This window comes from Serratia silvae (assembly GCF_023282985.1).
Taxonomy (GTDB): Bacteria; Pseudomonadota; Gammaproteobacteria; order Enterobacterales; family Enterobacteriaceae; genus Chania; species Chania silvae.
Genome location: NZ_JAGQDC010000019.1, coordinates 63,207 through 86,872 on the forward strand (window position 1 = coordinate 63,207; position 23,666 = coordinate 86,872).

Sequence of the window (23,666 nt, forward strand, 5' to 3'; positions counted from 1 at the left end):
TAACGCCTCTCAGTGGTTAGCTCGCGTGATGTAAAGCCGCAGCTAAAATGAATTTAACGCATATGTTACCTAACAACATTCGTTGATGACAATGTACCCTGCGATTGAGCTGAGTGAATTCACTATGCAAAGGATAGGCGAAGCATGCGGAAAGTTAAAATCGGATTGGCATTGGGGGCCGGTGCCGCCAAGGGATGGGCGCATATCGGCGTGATTAACGCACTGCGAAAGCTGGGTATCGAAGCCGATATTGTTGCAGGGTGTTCCGTGGGGGCATTGGTTGGGGCGGCGTTTGCCAGCCATCGGCTGCCAGCGATGGAGAAGTGGGTACGCTCATTCAGCTACTGGGACGTGATCAGGCTAATGGATCTCTCTTGGCAGCGCGGAGGATTATTACGCGGTGAACGCGTTTTTAACGTCGTTGGCCAAATACTGAAAATTAACGACTTTACCGACTGCTCGCTGAAATTCGGTGCGGTGACCACCAATCTCAGTACCGGTCGCGAGCTGTGGATGACCAAAGGGGATATCCACCAGGCCATTCGTGCGTCCTGCAGCATGCCGGGTTTGCTGGCTCCGGTCTGGTTTGACGGGTATTGGTTAGTGGATGGTGCCTTGGTCAACCCGGTTCCTATCTCATTGGCCAGAGCGATGGGGGCCGACATAGTGATTGCTGTGGATTTGCAACATGATGCGCACCTGATGCAGCAGGATCTGTTTTCGGTACGCAATGACGCTAGCGATCATAGTGAAACAAGCATTAGCGATGCCAATAACTGGCGCGACCGCCTGAGGGAACGCATGAATAAAATGATGCTGAAGAAAACCACCTTCACCCCCACGGCGATGGAGATCATGAGCACCTCGATTCAGATGCTGGAGAATCGGGTGAAACGAACCCGTATGGCCAGTGACCCGCCGGACGTGCTGATCCAGCCGTATTGCCCACAAATATCCACTCTGGATTTCCATCGTGCCAGCGAGGCAATAGAGGCGGGCCGGCTGGCGGTCGAAAAACAGATAGATGTTTTGACGCCGTTGATAAAAAATAAATGATTACCATTTGTTAGGGGGGAATGATGCTATCGGTCGTATTTTCGACAAGCACAAGTACTCATTATGAGCCACTATTACAACATCAAAAGGGAAGAGGCTGGGTCGATGTCATTACCACTGATAAACAAGCGCATCTTAATCGTCGAGGACGAGCAGGTTTTCCGTTCTGTGCTTGTTGGTTATCTTGCATCCTTGGGAGCACAAACCAGCGAGGCGTCCAATGGCCTTTTGGCGTTGAGTGCGGTTGAAGAGTTCGCCCCCGATCTCATCCTGTGCGATCTCGCCATGCCGGAAATGGACGGTATCGAATTTGTTGAGCATCTGCGTTTGCAAGGGATAAAGATCCCGGTATTGGTGATCTCAGCGACCGATAAGATGGCGGATATCGCCAAGGTGTTGCGGCTCGGCGTACAGGATGTGCTACTGAAACCGTTGACTGACCTCAATCGGCTGCGCGAAGCGGTGCTGGCTTGTCTCTACCCCAATATGTTTACTTCGCAGGCGATCGAAGAGGCCGAGTTGTTACAGGATTGGCAGGCATTAAGCCAAAATCCTTCCGAAGCCGTGAGATTACTCAAGCAATTGCAACCACAGGTGCAGCAGTGTATTGCCGGTTGCCGTATTAATTATCGGCAATTAACCACCAGCGAAAATCTGGGGTTGGTGCTGGATATCGCTGCGCTGTCGGATAAAGATCTGGCGTTTTATTGCCTGGACGTTACCCGTGCGGGAGATAATGGCGTGATGGCTGCTTTGTTGTTGCGTGCGCTATTCAACGGTTTACTACAGGATCATTTAGCCAATCAACAACACCGCCTGCCGCAAATGTCTGCATTGTTAAAACAAGTTAACCAATTATTGCGCCAAGGCAAGCTGGAAGGCCAATTTCCGCTGTTGGTGGGTTATTATCATGCCGAATATAAGAATCTGGTGCTGGCCTCTGCCGGCTTACATGCCAATGTAAATACAGGGGATAACCTGATTCAATTAAGTAATGGTGTACCCTTGGGAACGCTTGGTACCACTTACATGAATCAAATTAGCCAACGCTGTGATGCCTGGCAGTGCCAGGTATGGGGCAACGGTGGCCGGTTACGTCTGATGCTGAGTGTTGAATAAATCGTCAATGGGGCCCCCGCAATTGTTTCTACCTATTCACCGTCTTCATCGTTTTCATAGGTAGTTGTCTTAATTTATTGCTATTTGAGCTTGAGGTAATACTCAGCGGTTTTAAGCTGGTATACTTTGAGGGTTTTTCGTATGGCGGAGTAGCGCACAATTTGAGCGTGCATCGAGAGCAAAAATAGGATCGCTTAGATCGTCGAGTCCCCAGTAGCCATTTGTGGGGGATAAGCCTGTTTGTGATCTCTTTGACCAATAGCGTGTCGAGACGAAAAAGAACACCCTATACGGGTAAAGAATTATCGGTTTGGCTGCTACCTAGGGTGGCAGACAGTCCGAAGTAGCTTGATAACGTTTTGTTAAATTTGAAAATTAGGACTTCCCGATGAAAGTAACCGTTTTCGGTATTGGTTATGTTGGCCTGGTACAGGCAGCCGTGCTGGCTGACGTGGGTCATGATGTCATGTGTATCGACATTGATGAACATAAGGTCGAAAACCTCAAAAAAGGAAATATTCCGATCTTTGAGCCGGGCCTGAGCTCGCTGGTACAGCAAAACTATGAAGCTGGTCGCCTGCATTTCACTACCGATGCAAAGGCGGGTGTTGCTCATGGCGCTATCCAGTTTATTGCCGTGGGTACGCCACCGGACGAAGATGGTTCTGCCGATCTGAAATATGTCACCGCCGTGGCCCGCACCATCGCCGAGCATATGACAGATCGTAAAGTGGTGATCGATAAGTCAACCGTACCGGTAGGTACCGCTGATAAAGTTCGTGAAGTGATGACCGAAACGCTGCGCAAGCGCGGCAGCGATGTGGCCTTTGATGTGGTATCCAACCCTGAGTTCCTCAAGGAAGGGGCCGCCGTTGCCGACTGTATGCGCCCTGAGCGCATTGTGCTGGGCACCGATAACAAAGACGTCATTGAGCCATTACGTGAGCTGTATGAGCCGTTCAACCGTAATCACGACCGCATGATCCTGATGGATATCCGCAGCGCGGAGCTGACCAAGTATGCCGCCAACTGCATGCTGGCGACCAAAATCAGCTTTATGAACGAAATCTCCAATCTGGCAGAGATGCTGGGTGCGGACATTGAAAAAGTACGTCAGGGGATCGGTTCGGATTCACGTATTGGCTATCACTTCATTTATCCAGGTTGTGGCTACGGCGGCTCCTGTTTCCCGAAAGACGTTCAGGCGCTAATCCGCACCGCAGAGCATATTGGTTATCAACCGAAGCTGTTGCAGGCGGTAGAGCAGGTGAACAATCAGCAGAAATATAAGCTGACCCAGTTCATCCAGCATCATTTCGCCAATGATGTAAAAGGGAAAACTTTCGCGCTGTGGGGCCTGGCATTTAAACCTAATACCGACGATATGCGTGAAGCCTCTAGCCGAGTGCTGATGGAAACCTTGTGGGAGTTAGGTGCCAGCGTGCAAGCCTATGACCCAGAAGCCATGGCCGAAGCGCAGCGTATCTATGGTCAACGTGCCGATCTGAAACTGATGGGGACCAAAGAAGCGGCGTTACAGGATGCCGATGCGTTGGTGATCTGTACCGAATGGCAGAATTTCCGCGCCCCGGATTTTGATGCGATTAAAGCAGCCTTGAAGCAGCCAGTCATTTTTGATGGCCGTAACCTGTTTGATCCAGAACGCCTGCAAGCTCGCGGCTTTACTTATTATGGTATTGGTCGTGGCGCATCGATTAAGCCGGTCATCTAAGAGGTGAATATGAAATTCCTGGTTACAGGCGCTGCAGGGTTTATTGGTTATCACGTAACGGAGCGCCTGCTATCCATGGGGCATCAGGTTGTCGGTATTGACAACCTGAATGATTATTACGATGTCAGCCTGAAACAGGCACGGCTCGAAATGCTGGCTAATAAGCCAGCATTTCAGTTTATCAAACTGGATTTGGCCGATCGCAATGGAATTGCCGAGCTGTTCGCTGAGCATCGGTTTGAGCGGGTCATTCACCTCGGCGCCCAGGCCGGAGTGCGCTATTCGCTGGATCACCCCTTGGCTTATGCGGATTCCAACCTGATTGGTCATTTGAACATTCTTGAAGGGTGTCGACATAATAAGGTCGGACATTTGCTGTACGCGTCTTCCAGTTCGGTTTATGGATTGAATCGCAAGCTGCCGTTTTCGACGGATGACTCGGTCGATCACCCAATATCCCTGTACGCGGCAACGAAGAAAGCCAATGAGCTGATGTCGCACAGCTATTCGCATTTATATGGTCTGCCTACCACTGGCCTGCGCTTTTTCACCGTATATGGCCCTTGGGGGCGTCCTGACATGGCGCTGTTTAAATTCACCAAGGCGATATTGGCCGGTGAGAGCATTGATGTATATAACCATGGTGAGATGCATCGTGACTTTACTTACATTGATGATATTGCCGAGGCGGTAGTGCGCTTGCAGGCCATAGTTCCTCAACCCAATGCCAATTGGACTGTGGAACAAGGTTCTCCAGCCAGCAGCTCAGCGCCTTACCATGTCTATAATATCGGCAATAGTAGCCCTATTAAGCTAATGGAATATATTCGTGCTCTGGAAGCTGCTTTAGGCATAACGGCACACAAAAATATGCTGCCGATGCAACCCGGTGACGTTTTGGATACCAGCGCTGATACCGAGGCGCTGTACCAGACTATCGCGTTTAAACCTGAGACCAGCGTTGATGAAGGGGTTAAACGGTTTGTCGATTGGTATAGGGCGTTTTATAACGTTCAGTAACCGAACGATAGACGGGTAAAATAAAGGGGCTTAGGCCTCTTTTTCTTTACCTATTGTACATCAGAATTTTGCTAATCAATCAGCATAAAGCGCGTGAAGGTCTAGGTGGTTGCCGTGACAGCAAAGCAAAAGGCTCCCATAGGGAGCCTTTTGAAGGTAACTAAAAAATGCTATTACAGCAGGAAATCGTCCAGGGATTTGCCTTGCTCTTCGATAGCTTTTTTAATCACGGCTGGAGTACGGCCCTGGCCAGTCCAGGTTTTCATTTCGCCGTTTTCGTCTTTATAGTGGTATTTTGCTGGGCGTGCAGCACGCTTTGCTTTACCAGCGGCTTTGGTGGCAGCCATAGTTTGCAGCAGTTCGTTTGGATCAATACCGTCTGCAATCAGCATTTCGCGATATTGTTGCAGTTTACGAGTGCGCTCTTCAATTTCTGCCTGCGCCTGGCTGTCTTCTTCGCGGCGTTCGTTAACAACAACTTCCAGCTTCTCCAGCATCTCTTCCAGTGTTTCCAGGCTGCATTCTCTTGCCTGTGCACGTAGAGTACGGATGTTGTTCAAAATCTTCAATGCTTCGCTCATTGTTCTAGTCTCAAATTATATTAGTGGGGGGGCGTGACGATAATAATAGAGTGCTCCTTTCTTTTCTGCAATAGCCAAATGGAAAGAGTGACTAAATTTATCTTTAAAAAACCGATATTGAGAACTGTCCGGCTAATAACATAGGAGAAACGCGCTTTTATCCCTCCCTCGCTTTTTAAGCCAGTTTTTCCAGCCGGAAGGCATAATCACCGAGCTTAAAGTCATTTTGGCTCGTTTGACATAATTATGTTCTATAACGGTAGCGGGAAGGATTTGTGTCCATAATCACTTCCCAAAAAGGACTAGTACTGTAAAGAATGGGGGTATCGCGGTAAACAGCCCGTCAGGAGATAGTAAGTTGTTAAGTGCTCCAATTAACCGGACCGTCATCGCTGAAAACACATTTAATTGCATTGCTGGGGAGAGGGGCAGGACAGGCTGTTTGCTTGCTAGCAGGACATATCCGTTTGAGCATTAATGAGTTTAGTTAATCATTAACATTAATTAATAGTACTTGATGAACCGCAGTGATCTGTAAATAGATGTAAAAATGTCCATTGCGCGTGTAAAATGTTTCACATGAAACTCAGCTTATGGCTATTTTTTATGTAGGCCCGCTTACTGAGTCTGGCCACTGTCTATGCTACACTGTCAACCTGCACCTTTCGACAGTATATCCCCGTCGTTTCTCAGGCTGCAGTGCTGTTAACCGTAACAGACTCATCAACTGAGGGCGAATATATTCGCCCTGATTGGCAAGGGCGCAGTGTAGAGCGCCAGCAAGGCCAGAGGATGAGTCAGCGGGTGGTTCAATTGTAACCAGAAATTCTTAGGGTATATATTTTAAACCATTGGAGTCGCGGCCACATGGCTCAGCTTTATTTTTATTATTCCGCTATGAATGCGGGGAAATCGACAGCATTATTACAATCTTCATATAATTATCAAGAACGTGGTATGCGTACGCTGGTCTTCACTGCCGAGATCGACCACCGCTTCGGCGTGGGTAAAGTGAGTTCGCGGATTGGGTTGTCGTCCCAAGCGCAGCTTTATAATAACGCTACTCAACTGTACGCCATGATTAATCAAGAGCATCAGCAGCAGCCCGTGCACTGTGTGCTGGTGGATGAAAGCCAGTTTCTGACCAAAGAGCAGGTTGAAGAGCTTTGCGAGGTGGTCGACCAACTTGATATTCCTGTGCTGTGTTATGGTCTACGTACGGATTTTCTTGGGGAACTGTTTGTTGGCAGCCATCATCTGCTGGCCTGGGCAGACAAGCTGGTCGAACTGAAGACCATCTGTCATTGCGGGCGTAAAGCCAATATGGTGCTGCGCCTGGGGGAAGATGGCAAGGCGATGCATATGGGGGAACAGGTGGTGATCGGGGGTAACGAAAGCTATGTTTCGGTATGCCGCAAGCACTACAAGGAAGCGATCAAGACTCCAGAGTGATATTGTGCCAGAAGCGCCGCAGGAGGCCTGTGCAGTGTTTTTTGATGCCACCCTATAGGCACAAGTTAGTGTTGCTATGCAAATAGCGTATAGTTCATTGAGCGCAACATATCTCGTGCATAAAAAAACCCGCCTTTCGGCGGGTTTTGACCATTCAGAGAACGGTTATTTCTTGGACTTTTTTTCCGCTTTGGCTGCAACAGGGGCTGCAACCACCACTTCTTCTGTCGCTTCGCTGAATTCGCGACCGTAGAAGGTATCCATCAAGATTTGCTTGAGTTCGGCAATCAGCGGATAACGTGGGTTAGCACCGGTACATTGATCATCAAATGCATCTTCAGACAGTTTGTCAACCTTGGCCAGGAAGTCGGCTTCTTGTACACCCGCTTCACGAATTGAGGTTGGAATACCCAGTTCTGCCTTGATTTCGTCCAGCCATTTCAGCAGTTTTTCGATCTTCTGTGCAGTGCGGTCACCGGCAGCGCTCAGACCGAGGTGGTCAGCGATCTCTGCGTAGCGACGACGTGCCTGAGGACGGTCGTACTGGCTGAATGCGGTCTGCTTGGTCGGGTTGTCGTTGGCGTTATAACGGATAACGTTAGAGATCAACAGGGCGTTAGCCAGACCGTGCGGGATGTGGAACTCAGAACCTAGTTTGTGGGCCATTGAGTGACAAACACCCAGGAAGGCGTTGGCAAACGCGATACCGGCGATGGTGGCGGCGTTGTGCACGCGCTCACGGGCAACCGGGTTTTTAGCCCCTTCGTGATAGCTGGCCGGCAGATATTCTTTCAGCAGTTTCAACGCTTGCAGTGCCTGACCGTCTGAATATTCGTTGGCCAGTACGGAAACGTAGGCTTCCAGGGCGTGAGTGACCGCATCCAGGCCGCCGAAGGCGCACAGGGATTTAGGCATGTTCATTACCAGGTTGGCATCGACAATCGCCATGTCCGGGGTTAGAGCATAGTCAGCCAGTGGGTATTTCTGGCCGGTGGCATCATCGGTCACTACTGCAAACGGAGTCACTTCTGAACCGGTACCTGAAGTGGTGGTGACGGCGATCATTTTCGCTTTCACGCCCATTTTCGGGAACTTGTAGATACGCTTACGGATGTCCATAAAGCGCAGCGCCAGATCTTCGAAGTGAGTTTCAGGATGTTCGTACAACACCCACATGATTTTCGCGGCATCCATTGGTGAACCACCGCCCAGCGCGATGATCACGTCTGGTTTGAAGGAGTTCATCTGCTCGGCACCTTTACGAACGATGCTCAGCGTTGGATCTGCCTCTACTTCAAAGAATACTTCAGTTTCAATACCGTGCGATTTCAGAACCTTGGTGATCTGATCGGCATAGCCGTTATTGAACAGGTAGCGGTCGGTAACGATGAAGGCGCGTTTTGCCCCATCGGTAGCCACTTCTTCCAGCGCGATTGGCAGTGAGCCACGGCGGAAGTAGATTGATTTAGGAAGTTTGTGCCACAACATGTTTTCTGCTCGCTTCGCTACAGTTTTCTTGTTGATCAAATGTTTTGGACCGACGTTTTCAGAGATGGAGTTACCACCCCAGGAACCGCAGCCCAACGTCAGTGACGGAGCGAGTTTAAAGTTGTACAGGTCACCGATACCACCCTGAGAAGCCGGGGTGTTGATCAGAATACGTGCGGTTTTCATTTTGTCGCCAAAATACTCCACGCGTGCAGTCTGGTTATCTTGATCGGTGTATAGGCAAGAGGTGTGACCGATACCGCCCATGGCGACCAATTTCTCGGCTTTGCTTACGGCGTCTTCAAAGTCTTTGGCACGGTACATCGCCAAGGTAGGCGACAGTTTTTCGTGAGCAAACGGCTCTGATTCGTCAACCAGTTTCACTTCACCGATCAGAATTTTGGTGTTGGCTGGTACTTTGATACCCGCCATTTCGGCGATTTTTGGTGCAGACTGGCCAACGATAGCGGCGTTAAGGCCACCGTTTTTCAGGATGATGTCCTGAACGGCTTTCAGCTCTTTGCCCTGCAGCATGTAGCCGCCGTGGGAAGCGAAGCGTGCGCGCACTGCATCGTATGCGGAATCAACCACGATCACGGACTGTTCAGACGCACAGATCACACCGCTGTCGAAGGTTTTTGACATCAGGATGGAAGCAACAACGCGTTTGATGTCGGCAGTTTCGTCAACCACCACCGGAGTGTTACCGGCACCAACGCCGATAGCAGGTTTACCAGAACTGTAAGCGGCTTTAACCATGCCTGGGCCACCGGTTGCCAGGATCAGGTTGATGTCTGGGTGATGCATCAGCTGATTGGACAGATCCACCGTTGGCTGGTCGATCCAACCGATGATGTCTTTCGGTGCGCCAGCAGCAATGGCAGCCTGCAACACGATATCTGCGGCTTTGTTAGTGGCGTTCTTGGCACGTGGGTGCGGGGAGAAAATGATGCCGTTACGGGTCTTCAGGCTGATCAGCGCTTTGAAGATCGCGGTAGAAGTCGGGTTGGTGGTTGGCACGATACCGCACAGCAGACCAATTGGCTCAGCTATAGTAATGGTACCGAAAGTTTCATCTTCGGAGAGGATCCCGCAGGTCTTTTCGTCTTTATAGGCGTTATAGATGTATTCGGAAGCGAAGTGGTTTTTGATGACTTTGTCTTCAATGATACCCATGCCTGATTCTTCAACGGCCAGTTTAGCCAGAGGAATACGGGCATCTGCGGCGGCGAGGGCAGCGGCGCGGAAGATCTTATCAACTTGCTCTTGTGAGAAGTTGGCATATTCGCGCTGGGCTTTTTTGACACGTGCAACAAGCTCGTTCAATTCAGCGACATTCGTTACAGCCATGATGCTCTCCTGATAAATGTTAAACTCTTTCAGTAAATAAGCCGTTCGAGGAACTAGTATAGACATCTGTCAGGAAGGCGCCTGTTAAATCATGAGACTTTTCCCGCAGTTAGCGACCCATACTGCTGATTTACTTAAAGAGCTTTACCAAGTGCAAGTTGGTAGTAGGCAAGCGAGACAGAAATCGGTATCCATACCTCGTGCTACCTTTTGACTACGACTAAGAGCTTAACTATTCCTGAGTAGATGTTTTGTGATGTACGTCATAAAAACCGCATGCTGACACCTTTCAGCTTGTGTTGGTTGAGAGTGATTATCAACAAAGCGTTTGACGATGGATGCGATGATACTTAATAACAGCAAGCAACACACAAGGTATTAACAATAGCGAATTGCTTTGTAACATTCTGTTGGGGTAGGGAAAAATGCTGTCTGGGTGGATGGATTAGCTGGCGCAATTCCATTACATTAGCGCGCATCGGCAGTGTCTCTTTTTACAGCTATTTTATGCGGAGTCTTTCGTGGGCCAATCTCTGTTGGATTTTTCCGGCTACATCAAGTTCTTTGTCGGCCTGTTTGCACTGGTCAACCCGGTAGGTATTCTGCCGGTGTTTATCAGCATGACCAGCTATCAGGCCGAGGTCGGGCGCAACAAAACCAACCTGACGGCTAACCTGTCGGTGGCAATCATTTTGTGGACCTCGCTGTTCCTGGGCGAGGGCATATTGCGTATGTTCGGAATTTCCATCGATTCTTTCCGTATTGCCGGCGGCATCCTGGTGGTGACTATTGCCATGTCGATGATCAGCGGCAAGCTGGGTGAAGACAAGCAGAACAAGCAGGAAAAGTCAGAGAGCGCAATTCGTGAAAGCATCGGAGTCGTTCCCTTGGCACTGCCGCTGATGGCCGGGCCGGGTGCCATCAGTTCCACCATCGTTTGGAGTTCTCGCTACCACAGTTGGCAGAACCTGTTAGGCTTTACCGTGGCGATCGCCTTGTTCGCTTTCTGTTGTTGGCTATTGTTCCGAGCAGCTCCGCTGCTGGTGCGTCTGCTAGGACAAACCGGTATCAACGTCATTACCCGTATCATGGGGCTGTTGTTGATGGCGCTGGGGATCGAATTTATTGTCACCGGAATTAAAGCCATTTTCCCCGGGTTGTTATAACCTTAATAAGGCCGCGGATAATCCTGTTTGCGGCTTAAGTTATTTTTAATTTTTCAAATTATCTCAGCCGATGCATTATTAAAGTGCATAACCTGCCTGCTTTTCATTCTATTGCCCAACACTGTGGCACAAATCTCATTTTATCGGTCGATAAAGCACCAAGTTGTTATTTTCTCCACTTTTTAAACCTGCGTGACGGGGTTTTCTGTCTCCCTATGGGCAAAACTGTTGTTAATTTAATCACATCATTCTGTAGGGCTTGTCTCTGTTTCACACAGGTGTTATTAGTGATTAACCACGCATAGGCAGGTGTTTATTCTCTGAGTGGCATCTTTGTTAACTGAATGTTTCTTTTGAGCGGTTTTTTTTATCGCGGCTGGAAAGGCTAAAAGGTAAATCGTTGTTTGTTCAATTAAATCATGCAATTAACCTCTGATTGAGTGAGTGGGAAGGCTAGGTGTCTGTAGTGTTATGGGATAATAAAAGAGAAATGCTTAACATTTCTGTAAAAATTATTGGCTATGAATTTTTGCTTCTGCTAATTTCCGAGCAACTTATCAGCCGGAAAAATCTTATCTTTGGCGCGCGGGATAGGAATGATTTTTGCTGGTATCCGTTTATTTAGCATGCTTGATAACTATTTCACAATTATTGCTTTGCAGTGAAAAGGAGCCTGTACTATGTCGCAAACCACGAAGCATCAACCGTTGGCCGTTATCATCGCCGCCGTGTTGGGGATAATCACCAGCCAAAACCTGCAGGCCGCAGAGGTTCCGGCTGGTGTGCAATTGGCACCCATTCAGAACATGGTGATCAACAACGGTTCAGAAGTCGCTTCGTTGGATCCGCATAAGGTCGAAGGAACGCCTGAAAGCAATATTATCCTCAACCTGCTAGAAGGGTTGGTTAGCACTGATGCCAATGGCCATTTGGCACCTGCGGTGGCGGAAAGCTGGGAAAACACCGATTACCGAACTTGGACTTTCCACCTGCGTCCAGGGGCGGTATGGAGTGATGGTTCTCCTGTCACCGCTCAAGATTTTGTTTATAGCTGGCGGCGCTTGGCGGATCCCAAAACCGGCTCTCCTTATGCCAGCTACCTGCAATACGCTCGAATTGACAATATTGACGCGATCCTAACCGGCAAAAAACCGGCTCAGTCGCTTGGCGTCAGCGCCATTGATGATAAAACGTTGAAGGTGACGCTCAGTGAGCCAGTGCCTTATTTTGTCAGCATGTTGTCTCATACCTCGATGAAACCGGTGAAACAGTCCGTGGTCGAGAAGTTTGGCGACAAGTGGACATTGCCGCAGAACTACGTGGGCAACGGGGCTTATCGTTTAACCCAGTGGGTCGTCAACGAACGTATCGTGCTCCAACGCAGCCCGAGCTACTGGAATAACAGCAAGACGGTGATCGAGCAGGCCACGTTCCTGCCGCTATCCTCTGAGGTTAGCGACATTAACCGTTACCGCAGCGGTGAAATCGATATTACCAATAGCGCCATTCCGCCGAATCTGTACGCCAAAATGAAGCGCGAGATCCCGGAACAGCTGCACGTTAACCCTTACCTGTGCACCTTCTATTACGAGATCAACAATCTGCGTGCACCATTCACCGACGAGCGTGTGCGTTCGGCTGTCAAATTGACGCTGGATCGCGACATTATTGCCAACAAGATCATGGGCCAAGGTCAAATTCCGGCCTACAGCTTTACGCCGACCTTTACCGAGGGAGGCAACTTCAGCCAGCCGGAATGGGCTGGGTGGACGCAGGAAAAACGCAACGAAGAAGCGAAGAAGTTGCTGGCACAGGCCGGGTTCACCGCTGAAAAACCGCTCAAGTTTACCCTGCTGTACAACACCTCCGATCAAAATAAGCAGCAGGCCATTGCCGCAGCCTCAATGTGGAAGAAGAACCTCGGCGCACAGGTCACATTGCAAAATCAGGAATGGAAAACCTCGCTGCAGAGCCGTCATGAAGGGCAGTTTGATGTGGCCCGTGCCACCTGGTGCGGCGATTACAATGAGCCGAGTGCGTTTCTGAATATGCTGCTTTCCAACAGCAGCAATAACACCTTCTTCTATAAAAGCCCGGCCTTCGATGCTCTGATGGCTAGCACCCTGCAAGCGCCGGACGCCGCTGCACGAGGGGCCATTTATCAGCAGGCGGAGACCTTGCTGGACAAAGATTCTGCGCTGATCCCGGTCTATTATCGGGTCAGTGCACGCCTGGTCAAACCTACGGTTGGCGGTTTCACTGGCAAAGACCCGCTTGACTACATCGATCTGAAAAACTTTTACATCATCAAACAGTAATCAAGGGTATTACCGGCGGTGATAGCGGCCGGTAATACACAGGAAAGGCAGCGCCGTTTCGTTCCACGGCGTCCAGCCATACAACCACCCGGTGAACGGGCTACGCGGCTCCCACGACGGAGTTGTGATAATAAAAACTGGAGTTTTTACACATGACCAACATCACGAAGAAATCCCTGCTGGCAGCAGGCATTATTGCGGCGCTAGGCTTGACGGCGGCAGGAACTGCTTTTGCGGCCGATGTGCCAGCGGGCGTACAGCTGGCAGACAAGCAGGAAATCGTTAAGAACAACGGTTCCGAAGTACAATCCCTTGACCCGCACAAGATCGAAGGTGTGCCTGAAAACAACGTCACTCGCGATCTGATTGAAGGTCTGGCGAATAACAGCCTGGACGGTTCAGTGGTGCCGGGCGTAGCAGAAAGCTGGGATAACAAAGATTTTAAAGTGTGGACCTTCCACTTGCGCAAAGACGCCAAATGGTCGAATGGTGAGCCGGTAACGGCACAAGATTTCGTGTATAGCTGGCAGCGTTTGGTCGATCCGAAAACCGCCTCTCCTTATGCTAGCTATCTGCAGTATGCCCACGTGGAAAACGTGGATGACATCATCGCGGGTAAAAAAGACAAATCGACGCTAGGCGTGAAAGCCATCGACGATCATACCTTCCAGGTCACGCTGTCTGAACCGGTTCCGTATCTGGTAGAAATGACCCCGCACTACGCCATGAAGCCTGTCAATAAAGAAGCAGTAGAGAAGTTTGGTGACAAGTGGACCCTGCCACAGAACTACGTCAGCAACGGCGCATACAAGCTGAAAGACTGGGTGGTTAACGAACGTATCGTACTGGAACGTAACCCGCAATACTGGGATAACGCCAAAACTATCATTAATAAAGTCACCTTCCTGCCGATCGCTTCAGAAGTCACCGACGTTAACCGCTACCGCACTGGCGAAATCGACATGACTTATAACAACATGCCGATCGAATTGTTCCAGAAGCTGAAAAAAGAGATCCCGAACGAAGTCCACGTCGATCCTTACCTGTGTACTTATTACTATGAAATCAACAACCAGAAAGCCCCGTTTACCGATGCTCGCGTGCGTGAAGCGCTGAAGCTGGGGATGGATCGCGATATTATCGTCAATAAGGTGAAGAATCAGGGCGACCTGCCAGCTTACAGCTTTACTCCTCCTTACACAGACGGTGCCAAGTTGACCCCGCCAGAATGGTTTGGCTGGACGCAGGAAAAGCGTAACGAAGAAGCCAAGAAATTGCTGGCAGAAGCCGGTTATGGTCCGGGTAAACCGCTGACCTTCTCGCTGCTGTACAACACCTCCGATCTACACAAGAAACTGGCCATTGCCGCTGCGTCTATCTGGAAGAAAAACCTGGGTGTGGACGTGAAGCTGGTGAATCAGGAGTGGAAAACCTTCCTGGATACCCGCCATCAGGGCACCTATGACGTGTCACGTGCTGGCTGGTGTGCGGACTACAACGAACCAAGCTCCTTCCTGAACATGATGCTGTCCGACAGCAGCAGTAACACCCCGCACTATAAGAGCGCAGAATTCGACAAGCTGATGGGCAACGTGCTGACGGCGAAAACCAAAGAAGAGCGTGCCGATCTGTATCAGAAAGCCGAAGTCCAACTGGATAAAGATTCTGCGATCGTGCCTGTGTTTTATTACGTAAACGCCCGCCTGGTGAAACCTTACGTGGGTGGTTACTCTGGCAAAGATCCTCTTGATAACGTCTACGACAAAAACCTGTACATCATCAAACATTGATGCGGCAAGGGCTGGCGACACGGGTCGCCAGCCTATTTTAAGACTATAAGCCGTTATCAGGCTCAAGCACAGGGTTAGGGCAATGCTCAAATTTATATTTCGTCGCTTGTTAGAGGCGATCCCGACACTATTTATCCTTATCACCATCTCTTTCTTTATGATGCGCCTCGCACCCGGCAGCCCGTTTACCGGTGAGCGCGCGCTGCCACCCGAAGTGTTGGCCAACATTGAAGCCAAATATCACCTAAATGATCCGATCTGGAAACAGTACGGGCACTATTTGGTGCAGCTGTCGCAAGGCGACTTTGGCCCTTCGTTCAAATACAAAGATTATTCGGTTAATGACCTGGTCAAGGCCTCGTTCCCCGTTTCAGCCAAACTGGGTTTTGCCGCTTTTGTTCTGGCGGTGGTGCTGGGAGTGAGCGCAGGGGTTATTGCCGCGTTGAATCAGAACACCAAGTGGGACTATACGGTGATGGGGTTCGCCATGACCGGTGTGGTGATCCCCAGCTTTGTCGTGGCCCCGTTGCTGGTGCTGATTTTCGCCATTACCTTGAAGTGGTTGCCCGGTGGCGGCTGGAACGGTGGGGCGCTGAAGTTCATGATCCTGCCGATGGTGGCGCTATCCTTGGCCTATATCGCCAGCATCGCGCGTATCACCCGTGGCTCGATGATTGAAGTGCTGCACTCCAACTTTATCCGTACCGCCCGCGCCAAAGGGTTGCCAATGCGTCGCATTATTCTGCGCCACGCGTTAAAACCTGCGTTGCTGCCGGTGTTGTCGTATATGGGGCCGGCGTTTGTCGGGATTATCACCGGTTCGATGGTGATTGAGACTATTTACGGCCTGCCGGGAATTGGCCAGCTGTTCGTTAACGGTGCACTGAACCGTGACTATTCGCTGGTGTTGAGCCTGACCATTCTGGTCGGCGGCTTGACCATCCTGTTTAACGCGATCGTCGACGTGCTGTATGCCGTGATCGATCCGAAAATCCGTTACTAAGCTGGAGCACGCAAGATGTTGACGAAAAAGAACAGCGAAGCTCTGGAAAATTTCAGCGAACAGCTGGAAGTTGAAGGACGCAGTCTGTGGCAGGACGCTCGCCGCCGCTTTATGCACAACCGTGCGGCGGTGACCAGCCTGTTTGTATTAGCGCTGATCACCCTGTTTGTGATCTGTGCCCCCTGGCTGTCGCAGTTTGCTTATGACGACACCGATTGGGCAATGATGTCTGCCGCGCCTAACCTGGAGTCCGGGCACTATTTCGGTACCGACTCATCAGGGCGTGACCTGCTGGTGCGCGTGGCCATTGGTGGGCGTATCTCGCTGATGGTGGGTGTGGCTGCTGCGCTGGTCGCGGTGGTATTGGGCACCTTATACGGTTCACTTTCTGGCTATCTGGGCGGCAAGATCGACTCGGTGATGATGCGTTTGCTGGAGATTTTGAACTCCTTCCCGTTCATGTTCTTTGTGATCCTGCTGGTGACCTTCTTCGGGCAAAACATCCTGCTGATCTTTGTAGCGATCGGTATGGTGTCGTGGCTGGATATGGCGCGTATTGTGCGCGGGCAGACGCTTAGCCTTAAACGTAAAGAGTTTATCGAAGCGGCGCTGGTGTGCGGCGTGTCGACCCGCAATATCGTCCTGCGGCATATCGTGCCGAACGTACTGGGTGTGGTGGTGGTATACGCCTCGCTGCTGGTGCCGAGCATGATCCTGTTTGAATCATTCCTCAGCTTCCTGGGGCTGGGTACTCAGGAGCCGTTGAGCAGTTGGGGCGCATTGCTGAGTGATGGTGCCAACTCGATGGAAGTCTCACCGTGGTTGCTGCTGTTCCCAGCCTGTTTCCTGGTTATCACTCTGTTTTGTTTCAACTTTATCGGCGATGGCCTGCGTGATGCCCTCGACCCGAAAGATCGTTAAGGAGTGCAACCATGAGCATTAATTCTCAACCACAAACCGGGCTGCTGCTGGACGTCAAAGATCTGCGTGTGACGTTCGGTACGCCAGACGGCGATGTTACTGCGGTGAACGATCTCAACTTCGATCTGCGCGCGGGTGAAACCTTGGGCATCGTCGGGGAATCGGGTTCCGGCAAGTCTCAGACGGCATTTGCGTTGATGGGCCTGTTGGCCAGCAATGGCCGCATTGGCGGCTCGGCAAAATTCAACGGCCGTGAAATTCTCAACCTGCCGGAAAGCCAACTCAACAAGCTGCGGGCAGAAGAGATCTCGATGATCTTCCAGGACCCCATGACCTCGTTGAACCCTTATATGCGGGTTGGCGAGCAGTTGATGGAAGTGCTGATGCTGCATAAAAAAATGAGCAAAAGCGAGGCGTTTGAAGAGTCGGTCCGCATGCTGGATGCGGTCAAAATGCCGGAAGCCCGTAAGCGTATGCGTATGTATCCGCATGAGTTTTCCGGCGGGATGCGCCAGCGTGTGATGATCGCCATGGCGTTGCTGTGTCGGCCAAAGCTGCTGATTGCCGATGAGCCAACCACTGCGCTGGACGTTACCGTGCAGGCACAGATCATGACGCTGCTTAACGAACTGAAGCGTGAATTCAATACGGCGATCATCATGATCACCCATGATTTGGGCGTTGTTGCCGGGATCTGCAACAAGGTCTTGGTGATGTACGCTGGCCGCACCATGGAATACGGCAGCGCCCGCGATGTGTTTTATCATCCGAGCCACCCGTATTCCATTGGCTTGCTCAATGCGGTGCCGCGATTGGATGCCGAAGGTGAAGCGTTGATGACCATCCCTGGCAACCCGCCGAACCTGTTGCGTTTGCCGAAAGGTTGTCCGTTCCAACCGCGTTGTCCGCATGCGATGGAGCAGTGCGCGAGTGCTCCGCCATTGGAGCAGTTTGGTGAGGGGCGCCTGCGCGCCTGTTTCAAGCCGGTGGAGGCGTTGGTATGACCGCAACCGATAAAAGAGTGCTGCTGGAAGTTGCAGACCTGAAAGTTCACTTCGATATTCATGATGACAAGCAGTGGTTCTGGCAGGCACCTAAAACGTTGAAGGCGGTGGACGGTGTCACCGTGCGCCTGTTTGAAGGCGAAACGCTAGGGGTGGTAGGGGAGTCAGGCTGCGGGAAATCCACCTTCGCACGGGCAATTATCGGCCTGGTGAAGGCGACCAGTGGCCGCGTTGCCTGGTTGGGCAAAGATCTGCTGGGCATGAGCGATGCCGATTGGCGCAAGACGCGCAGCGATATTCAGATGATTTTCCAGGATCCGCTGGCCTCGCTGAACCCGCGTATGACCATCGGTGAGATCATCGCCGAACCGTTGCGTACCTACAATCCGAAAATGCCGCGCCAGGAAGTGAAGGATAAGGTCAAAGCGATGATGTTGAAGGTGGGCCTGTTGCCGAACCTGATCAACCGTTATCCGCATGAATTCTCCGGCGGGCAGTGCCAGCGTATCGGTATTGCCCGCGCCTTGATCCTGGAGCCGAAACTGGTGATTTGTGATGAACCGGTCTCCGCCTTGGACGTGTCTATCCAAGCGCAGGTGGTGAATCTGTTGCAGCAGTTGCAGCGCGAGATGGGGTTATCGCTAATCTTTATCGCCCACGATCTGGCAGTGGTTAAACACATTTCCGATCGGGTGCTGGTGATGTATCTGGGCCATGCGGTGGAGCTGGGAACCTATGATGAGGTCTATCATAACCCGCAGCATCCTTATACCAAGGCGCTGATGTCGGCGGTTCCGGTGCCGGATCCTGACAAGGAGAAGGAAAAGCAGATCCAACTGCTGGAAGGGGAGCTACCATCGCCGATCAACCCGCCTTCGGGCTGTGTGTTCCGCACCCGTTGTCCGATTGCGGGGCCAGAATGCGCTAAAACGCGTCCACTGCTGGAAGGCAGCTTCCGTCATGCGGTATCGTGTCTGAAAGTTGATCCGTTGTAATAGGCTGATTAACAATAAAAAAACCTGCCATTTGGCAGGTTTTTTTATTGCTGAAAAGTGGCAATATTGCTGCGCCCGTTTTAACTTACTCTTTCCACAAAATGTGGCACAGCTTGTTATCTTTCTCGCGGCAGATTAGTACGCGGGCAAACACATCGTTGATGGGCTCGCCATCGCTGTCTGCCAGGCCGATCACCACCTCGGCAAAGAAGTCTGGGTTCAGATCGTAATCCACGTGCTCCTGCCAATCTTCTGCCGGATCGTACAGCTCGGCACCGCCGCGCTCTTCAAACTGTAAATTGAACAGCAGAATATCCGCGGGATCCAGATTGTCGCCAGCCAGCTCCAGGAAGATGTCGTAGGCTTGTTCCAGCGTTTCATCTTCGGTAAGGCGATTATTCAAGTCCATATAAAAATCCTGATAACAAATGATTTGAGGTTATTAAACCATGCTCGTTGCCGCTTTTACAGCAACGGGCTGAAAAAGTAAAACAGGCGCTCGACCAGGCGGTGCCAGTACGGGCGCTTTAACCATTGCTTGGCGTCCAACAGCTGCGAGCGGGCGATGTAATCATCTTGCACACAGGCCAGATCGGCACCAAAGCCGCTGTCGTCAATCACCAGGGTGATCTCAAAGTTCAGCCACAGGCTGCGCATATCCAGATTGACCGTGCCGACCAGGCTGAGCTGGCCATCGACCAACACGCTCTTGGTGTGCAACAGCCCGCCTTCAAACTGATAAATCTTCACGCCCGCTTCCAGCAGCTCCGAGAAGAAGGCGCGGCTGGCCCAGCGCACCATCATTGAGTCGTTTTGGCGTGGGACGATAATGCTGACATCAACGCCACGCAGTGCTGCCGTGCAGATGGCGTGCAGCAGATCGTCGCTTGGCACGAGGTAGGGGGTGGTCATGATCAACTGCTCACGAGCGGAATAGACCGCTGTCAACAGCGCCTGATGGATCATCTCTTCCGGGAATCCCGGGCCGGAGGCAATAACCTGGATGGTGTGGCCGCTTTCCTGCTCAAACGGCATGATATTTACGTCTGGCGGTGGGGGTAAAATGCGCTTGCCGGTCTCAATCTCCCAGTCACAGGCGTAAACGATACCCATCGTTGTTGCCACCGGGCCTTCCATGCGTGCCATCAGGTCGATCCATTGACCAACCCCGGCATCCTGCTTGAAGTAGCGTGGATCGACCATGTTCATACTGCCGGTGTAGGCGATATAATTGTCGATCAGCACCACTTTGCGATGTTGCCGCAGGTCCATACGCCGCAGGAATACGCGGAACAGGTTAACCTTGAGTGACTCAACCACTTCAATACCGGCGTTACGCATCATGCTGGGATAAGGGCTGCGGAAGAACTGCACGCTGCCAGCCGAGTCCAGCATCAAACGGCAATGTACGCCACGGCGCGCGGCTGCCATCAATGATTCGGCGACCTGATCGACCAGCCCACCGGGCTGCCAGATATAAAACACCATCTCGATATTATGGCGTGCCAGTTCGATATCCCGCACTAGGGCATGCATTGTTGAATCGGTGGTCGTCAACAACTGTAGCTGGTTGCCTTTGACGCCATCAATGCCCTGGCGGTGGTGGCAAAGCTGAAATAGCGGGCGGGCCACTTCACTGTACTCGGTAGCAAAAATCCGGCTGCTTCCTTTAAGCTCATTCAACCACCGAGCGGTTGAGGGCCACATGGCCTTGGCTCTCTCTGCGCGGCGCTTGCCCAGGTGCAGTTCGCCAAAGGATAAATAAGCGACGATACCTACCAATGGAAGAATATAGATCACCAGCAGCCAGGCCATGGCCGAAGGCACGGTGCGTCGTTTCATCAGAATACGCAATGTGACCCCGGCGATAAGCAGCCAGTAGCCAAACACCAAGAGCCAACTAATTACGGTATAAAAGGTTGTCATAAAGGCAAAAATTTCCGTTGGTAAGCCACCAATAATGAGTGTACGCACAGAACAACAAAGGTGAAACCTTTTCTCGGTAGTTAAGTTACATAAAGATGATTGACCAAAGGGACTTGCTGAAAATAAAAACCGTACTTTTTGTCGCCTGTGGAAGAAAGAAGACGGTAAACGGACGACTTGGATCGCGCGTTGAAAGGGCTATAATGCCCGCGGTTGGATTGATGGGTAACGTAAAATGAGACGCAGTAGAAATGAAGTGGGCCGCTGGAGGATGTTACGGCAGAGCCAGCGGCGCCGGCACCGTTGGCTGGAACGCCAGTCGTGCAGCAATCGGCATATCATTCGTGTCCGCCGTCGTTTGGATGATCAACACCGCCGAGCCTTATTGTTCGTTGTGGCTTACGAGTGGTAAACAAGAACAGCCCGTTATGGGCTGTTCTGCTATTTGCTGGATCTGGGTTATTTACCCAGATAGGCGTTCAACATCCACACCTGTTTTTCCTGCTCTTTAATGTAATCGCTCATCAGCGAAGAGGTACCCTCGTCACCGGCCTCTGCGGCCAGCGTCAGCAGTTCGCGCTGTTGTTGCAACAAAATGCCGTAGCCTTCCAACAAACCGCGCAGTGTGCCTTTATCGTCGGTGACATTGGTGTCTTCCTTGATATCCGCCGTTTTCAGATAGTCACTGAAGGCGTGGCGAGGCTGTGAACCCAGAGTCAGAATACGCTCTGCCAGTTCATCCACCTTGGTCAGCAGGTCATTATAGGTTTCTTCAAACTTGACGTGCAGTTCAAAGAAGTGCGGGCCGGAAATATTCCAATGGTAGCCACGCACGTTCATGTACAGCACCTGGTAGTTAGCCAGTAGGGCGTTCAGTGCTTCAGAGAGTTTTGCTGATTGTTTGGTGTCCAGGCCGATATGAGTCTTGGTCGCTTTTTTTGCCGTTGCCATAATAATCTTCTCCTGATGATTTGTTTCGATTATCTAGATTGATATCCATACAAAACAGGTTAACCGGATCTATCATAAGGTTAAAGTCGCTACTAAGCATCAATTCAATCGCTCAAACCAATTTACCCGTCGTCTTTCAAGCCGCAGCGTTGTTACTTGAGCAAGCCACAAAAGTAATAGTGGGCGCCGCATACGGCGCCCACTTAACGTTAGCGATTAAAATAATGCGGTGACTTTTTGCGCAAAGCAAACTTTAACACCCCGGCACTCAGAGTAGTCAGCAGCGCTGCCGCGATCAGCACGGCAATAAAGGCCTGATCAAAGGCACCCCTGGCCAGCTGGATCAGCCTTTCTGCGCTATCCGCGCCCATGTTTCCGGCCAGCCGTAACGCCTCATCAATGCTGTCATAAGCGAGATCGCCTGCAGGAAGATTGGCAGGCAATACCAGGCTGTGGCTATAGACCGCCGTCATCAACCCGCCCAGCAGCGTGACGCCTAGCACGCCACCCAACTCCCATGAGACATCTTCAATGGCGGCGACCATGCCCGCCTTGTCTTCGGGGGCGTTGAGCATAATGGCCGTTGAGGCGGCGGTAATGGCACCGCCGAGGCCAAAGCCCACCACAAACAGGCAGACCAGCTGCATAATGACGTTGCCTTGATACCACAGGGCGACACCGGCAATGCCTAAGGCGGTGAGAATAAAGCCGCCTACCAACATGAAGCGTTCGCCATAGCGTGGAAGCAAAGCCCCGGCTAGCGGGCCTGCCAGAGCAGAGGCCACCGGAATGGGCAAAATAAACAACGCGGCCAGCAGCGGCGTCATGCCTAGCACCAACTGTAACCGCTGGCTTAACACCAGTTCGACCCCGATCAGCGCGATCATTGAAACGATCGCCACACCGACACCGCTGGCAAACAGGCGATTGCGGAACAGTGAGAAATCGATCATGGGGTATTGCGCCCGCTGCTGACGGCGGACGAACAGGGTCAGGAACAACGTACCGATCGCCGCCGCAATGGTGAAGTCACTCAGGGAGAACGCGGGTTTGCTCAGCTCTTTCAGCGCATAGATTGACGCCACCAGGCCGAACATGATCTGTAGCGAGCTGATAAAATCGCAGGGGCGTTGACTGTCTCCACCGCAACGAGGGATCAGATATACCGCCAGCGGCAAGACCAGCATCACCACCGGCACGTTGATCAGAAATACCGAGCCCCACCAGAAATAGGACAGCAGAACACCGCCTACCACCGGGCCAAGCGCGGCGGCACCGGAGGCCACTGCGGCCCAGATGCCAATCGCCAGCGCACGTTCACGCTCATCGGTAAAGACGTGGCGCACGATGGATAGCGTGGCTGGCATCATCATCGCGGCCCCGATGGCCAGGAAAGCCCGTGACGCAATCAGCAGCTCGGCACTGGGGGAGAACGCGGCGCACAGTGAGGCAAAGGCAAAGACCGGCAAACCGGCGATAAACATTTTCTTGTGGCCAAGACGGTCGCTTAACATGCCAGCGCCGGGTAGCAGGCCAGCAACTACCAACGGGTAGGCGTTAACGATCCACAGCTTTTGTGAGGCCGTGGCATCCAATGCCTGGGTCAGGCGCGGCAACGCGGTGTAAAGCACCGTCATATCGGTAATGATTAAAAATAGCGCACTGGAGATCATTGCCAGGATCAGCCAGCGGTTTTGGGCGTGCATAAAGAGTATCCTAGTAAACCGATGACGCGGCTGCGTCACCTTACGGTAACCACCCGGAAGCACCGATGGTATACTGCTATAATATAAA

At 51.5% G+C, this 23,666-nt stretch carries 19 protein-coding genes; 13 read left to right on the forward strand and 6 right to left on the reverse strand.

The features are described 5' to 3' along the window. Positions 1-144: 144 nt before the first annotated feature. The 4 genes from rssA (at position 145) to KAJ71_RS19705 (ending at position 4,927) form a co-directional block, all read left to right on the forward strand. Complete coding sequence (gene rssA / locus KAJ71_RS19690; protein ID WP_248947221.1) at positions 145-1,056, forward strand: patatin-like phospholipase RssA; 912 nt, start codon at positions 145-147, stop codon at positions 1,054-1,056. 105 nt (positions 1,057-1,161) lie between these two features. Next, entirely contained in the window at positions 1,162-2,175 is a 1,014-nt protein-coding gene (rssB, locus tag KAJ71_RS19695; RefSeq protein ID WP_248947222.1) for a two-component system response regulator RssB, read from the forward strand. Positions 2,176-2,563: 388 nt separating this feature from the next. After that, positions 2,564-3,907 carry a UDP-glucose dehydrogenase family protein gene (locus KAJ71_RS19700; protein WP_248947223.1) on the forward strand — a complete coding sequence of 448 codons (1,344 nt, stop codon included), beginning with the start codon at positions 2,564-2,566 and terminating at the stop codon, positions 3,905-3,907. A 9-nt stretch (positions 3,908-3,916) separates the two neighbouring features. Beyond that, positions 3,917-4,927, forward strand: coding sequence for an NAD-dependent epimerase (locus tag KAJ71_RS19705; protein ID WP_248947224.1), 1,011 nt, complete (start codon positions 3,917-3,919; stop codon positions 4,925-4,927). A 173-nt stretch (positions 4,928-5,100) separates the two neighbouring features. On the opposite strand, the gene hns is transcribed toward KAJ71_RS19705, so the two are convergent. Continuing rightward, positions 5,101-5,508 (reverse strand): histone-like nucleoid-structuring protein H-NS, encoded by a 408-nt coding sequence (gene hns, locus KAJ71_RS19710; protein WP_024486694.1) that lies wholly within the window; start codon positions 5,506-5,508, stop codon positions 5,101-5,103. Positions 5,509-6,375: 867 nt separating this feature from the next. On the opposite strand from hns, the gene KAJ71_RS19715 reads away from it, so the two are divergent. Continuing rightward, a complete protein-coding gene (locus KAJ71_RS19715; RefSeq protein WP_248947225.1) occupies positions 6,376-6,960 on the forward strand; it encodes a thymidine kinase in 585 nt (194 codons plus the stop codon). Positions 6,961-7,125: 165 nt separating this feature from the next. Here the strand turns inward: KAJ71_RS19715 and adhE are convergent, their stop codons facing one another. Beyond that, entirely contained in the window at positions 7,126-9,798 is a 2,673-nt protein-coding gene (adhE, locus tag KAJ71_RS19720) for a bifunctional acetaldehyde-CoA/alcohol dehydrogenase (RefSeq protein WP_248947226.1), read from the reverse strand. 521 nt (positions 9,799-10,319) lie between these two features. Here adhE and KAJ71_RS19725 point away from each other — a divergent pair. The 7 genes from KAJ71_RS19725 to oppF all read left to right on the forward strand — a co-directional run bounded on the left by KAJ71_RS19725 (position 10,320) and on the right by oppF (position 18,995). Next, positions 10,320-10,964, forward strand: coding sequence for a YchE family NAAT transporter (locus KAJ71_RS19725; protein WP_021181228.1), 645 nt, complete (start codon positions 10,320-10,322; stop codon positions 10,962-10,964). 680 nt (positions 10,965-11,644) lie between these two features. Further along, positions 11,645-13,282, forward strand: a complete 1,638-nt coding sequence (locus tag KAJ71_RS19730) for an ABC transporter substrate-binding protein (RefSeq protein ID WP_248947227.1) — start codon at positions 11,645-11,647, stop codon at positions 13,280-13,282. A gap of 152 nt (positions 13,283-13,434) precedes the next feature. Continuing rightward, complete coding sequence (gene oppA, locus KAJ71_RS19735; protein ID WP_248947228.1) at positions 13,435-15,072, forward strand: oligopeptide ABC transporter substrate-binding protein OppA; 1,638 nt, start codon at positions 13,435-13,437, stop codon at positions 15,070-15,072. An 82-nt stretch (positions 15,073-15,154) separates the two neighbouring features. Continuing rightward, the gene (gene oppB / locus KAJ71_RS19740) at positions 15,155-16,075 is read left to right on the forward strand and encodes an oligopeptide ABC transporter permease OppB (protein WP_021181231.1); all 921 of its coding nucleotides are present in this window, start codon (positions 15,155-15,157) and stop codon (positions 16,073-16,075) included. Between the two features lie 15 nt (positions 16,076-16,090). Beyond that, on the forward strand, positions 16,091-16,996 hold the full coding sequence (gene oppC, locus KAJ71_RS19745; protein ID WP_024528795.1) for an oligopeptide ABC transporter permease OppC: 906 nt from the start codon (positions 16,091-16,093) through the stop codon (positions 16,994-16,996). 11 nt (positions 16,997-17,007) lie between these two features. Then, positions 17,008-18,000, forward strand: coding sequence for an ABC transporter ATP-binding protein (locus tag KAJ71_RS19750; protein ID WP_248947229.1), 993 nt, complete (start codon positions 17,008-17,010; stop codon positions 17,998-18,000). Then, positions 17,997-18,995, forward strand: coding sequence for a murein tripeptide/oligopeptide ABC transporter ATP binding protein OppF (gene oppF / locus KAJ71_RS19755; protein ID WP_021181234.1), 999 nt, complete (start codon positions 17,997-17,999; stop codon positions 18,993-18,995). The genes KAJ71_RS19750 and oppF overlap by 4 nt, the downstream gene beginning before the upstream one ends. Before the next feature lie 85 nt (positions 18,996-19,080). Here oppF and KAJ71_RS19760 read toward each other — a convergent pair whose 3' ends face one another. Next, positions 19,081-19,404 carry an HI1450 family dsDNA-mimic protein gene (locus tag KAJ71_RS19760; RefSeq protein ID WP_021181235.1) on the reverse strand — a complete coding sequence of 108 codons (324 nt, stop codon included), beginning with the start codon at positions 19,402-19,404 and terminating at the stop codon, positions 19,081-19,083. Between the two features lie 56 nt (positions 19,405-19,460). Beyond that, complete coding sequence (gene cls / locus KAJ71_RS19765; RefSeq protein WP_248947230.1) at positions 19,461-20,921, reverse strand: cardiolipin synthase; 1,461 nt, start codon at positions 20,919-20,921, stop codon at positions 19,461-19,463. Positions 20,922-21,156: 235 nt separating this feature from the next. Between cls and KAJ71_RS19770 the strand changes: the two genes are divergently transcribed. After that, positions 21,157-21,333: a YciY family protein gene (locus KAJ71_RS19770; protein WP_004945296.1), complete on the forward strand. Its 177-nt coding sequence runs from the start codon at positions 21,157-21,159 to the stop codon at positions 21,331-21,333. A 47-nt stretch (positions 21,334-21,380) separates the two neighbouring features. Here KAJ71_RS19770 and KAJ71_RS19775 read toward each other — a convergent pair whose 3' ends face one another. Beyond that, on the reverse strand, positions 21,381-21,872 hold the full coding sequence (locus KAJ71_RS19775) for a Dps family protein (protein ID WP_248947231.1): 492 nt from the start codon (positions 21,870-21,872) through the stop codon (positions 21,381-21,383). A gap of 209 nt (positions 21,873-22,081) precedes the next feature. Further along, a complete protein-coding gene (locus tag KAJ71_RS19780; RefSeq protein ID WP_248947232.1) occupies positions 22,082-23,578 on the reverse strand; it encodes an MFS transporter in 1,497 nt (498 codons plus the stop codon). Positions 23,579-23,666: the final 88 nt, after the last annotated feature.

Bases quoted from the DNA above. Each gene is read 5' to 3' on its own strand.
- rssA (WP_248947221.1), top strand. From the start codon at position 145: ATGCGGAAAGTTAAAATCGGATTGGCATTGGGGGCCGGTGCCGCCAAG.
- rssB (WP_248947222.1), top strand. From the start codon at position 1,162: ATGTCATTACCACTGATAAACAAGCGCATCTTAATCGTCGAGGACGAG.
- KAJ71_RS19700 (WP_248947223.1), top strand. From the start codon at position 2,564: ATGAAAGTAACCGTTTTCGGTATTGGTTATGTTGGCCTGGTACAGGCA.
- KAJ71_RS19705 (WP_248947224.1), top strand. From the start codon at position 3,917: ATGAAATTCCTGGTTACAGGCGCTGCAGGGTTTATTGGTTATCACGTA.
- hns (WP_024486694.1), bottom strand. From the start codon at position 5,508: ATGAGCGAAGCATTGAAGATTTTGAACAACATCCGTACTCTACGTGCA.
- KAJ71_RS19715 (WP_248947225.1), top strand. From the start codon at position 6,376: ATGGCTCAGCTTTATTTTTATTATTCCGCTATGAATGCGGGGAAATCG.
- adhE (WP_248947226.1), bottom strand. From the start codon at position 9,798: ATGGCTGTAACGAATGTCGCTGAATTGAACGAGCTTGTTGCACGTGTC.
- KAJ71_RS19730 (WP_248947227.1), top strand. From the start codon at position 11,645: ATGTCGCAAACCACGAAGCATCAACCGTTGGCCGTTATCATCGCCGCC.
- oppA (WP_248947228.1), top strand. From the start codon at position 13,435: ATGACCAACATCACGAAGAAATCCCTGCTGGCAGCAGGCATTATTGCG.
- oppB (WP_021181231.1), top strand. From the start codon at position 15,155: ATGCTCAAATTTATATTTCGTCGCTTGTTAGAGGCGATCCCGACACTA.
- oppC (WP_024528795.1), top strand. From the start codon at position 16,091: ATGTTGACGAAAAAGAACAGCGAAGCTCTGGAAAATTTCAGCGAACAG.
- KAJ71_RS19750 (WP_248947229.1), top strand. From the start codon at position 17,008: ATGAGCATTAATTCTCAACCACAAACCGGGCTGCTGCTGGACGTCAAA.
- oppF (WP_021181234.1), top strand. From the start codon at position 17,997: ATGACCGCAACCGATAAAAGAGTGCTGCTGGAAGTTGCAGACCTGAAA.
- KAJ71_RS19760 (WP_021181235.1), bottom strand. From the start codon at position 19,404: ATGGACTTGAATAATCGCCTTACCGAAGATGAAACGCTGGAACAAGCC.
- cls (WP_248947230.1), bottom strand. From the start codon at position 20,921: ATGACAACCTTTTATACCGTAATTAGTTGGCTCTTGGTGTTTGGCTAC.
- KAJ71_RS19770 (WP_004945296.1), top strand. From the start codon at position 21,157: ATGAGACGCAGTAGAAATGAAGTGGGCCGCTGGAGGATGTTACGGCAG.
- KAJ71_RS19775 (WP_248947231.1), bottom strand. From the start codon at position 21,872: ATGGCAACGGCAAAAAAAGCGACCAAGACTCATATCGGCCTGGACACC.
- KAJ71_RS19780 (WP_248947232.1), bottom strand. From the start codon at position 23,578: ATGCACGCCCAAAACCGCTGGCTGATCCTGGCAATGATCTCCAGTGCG.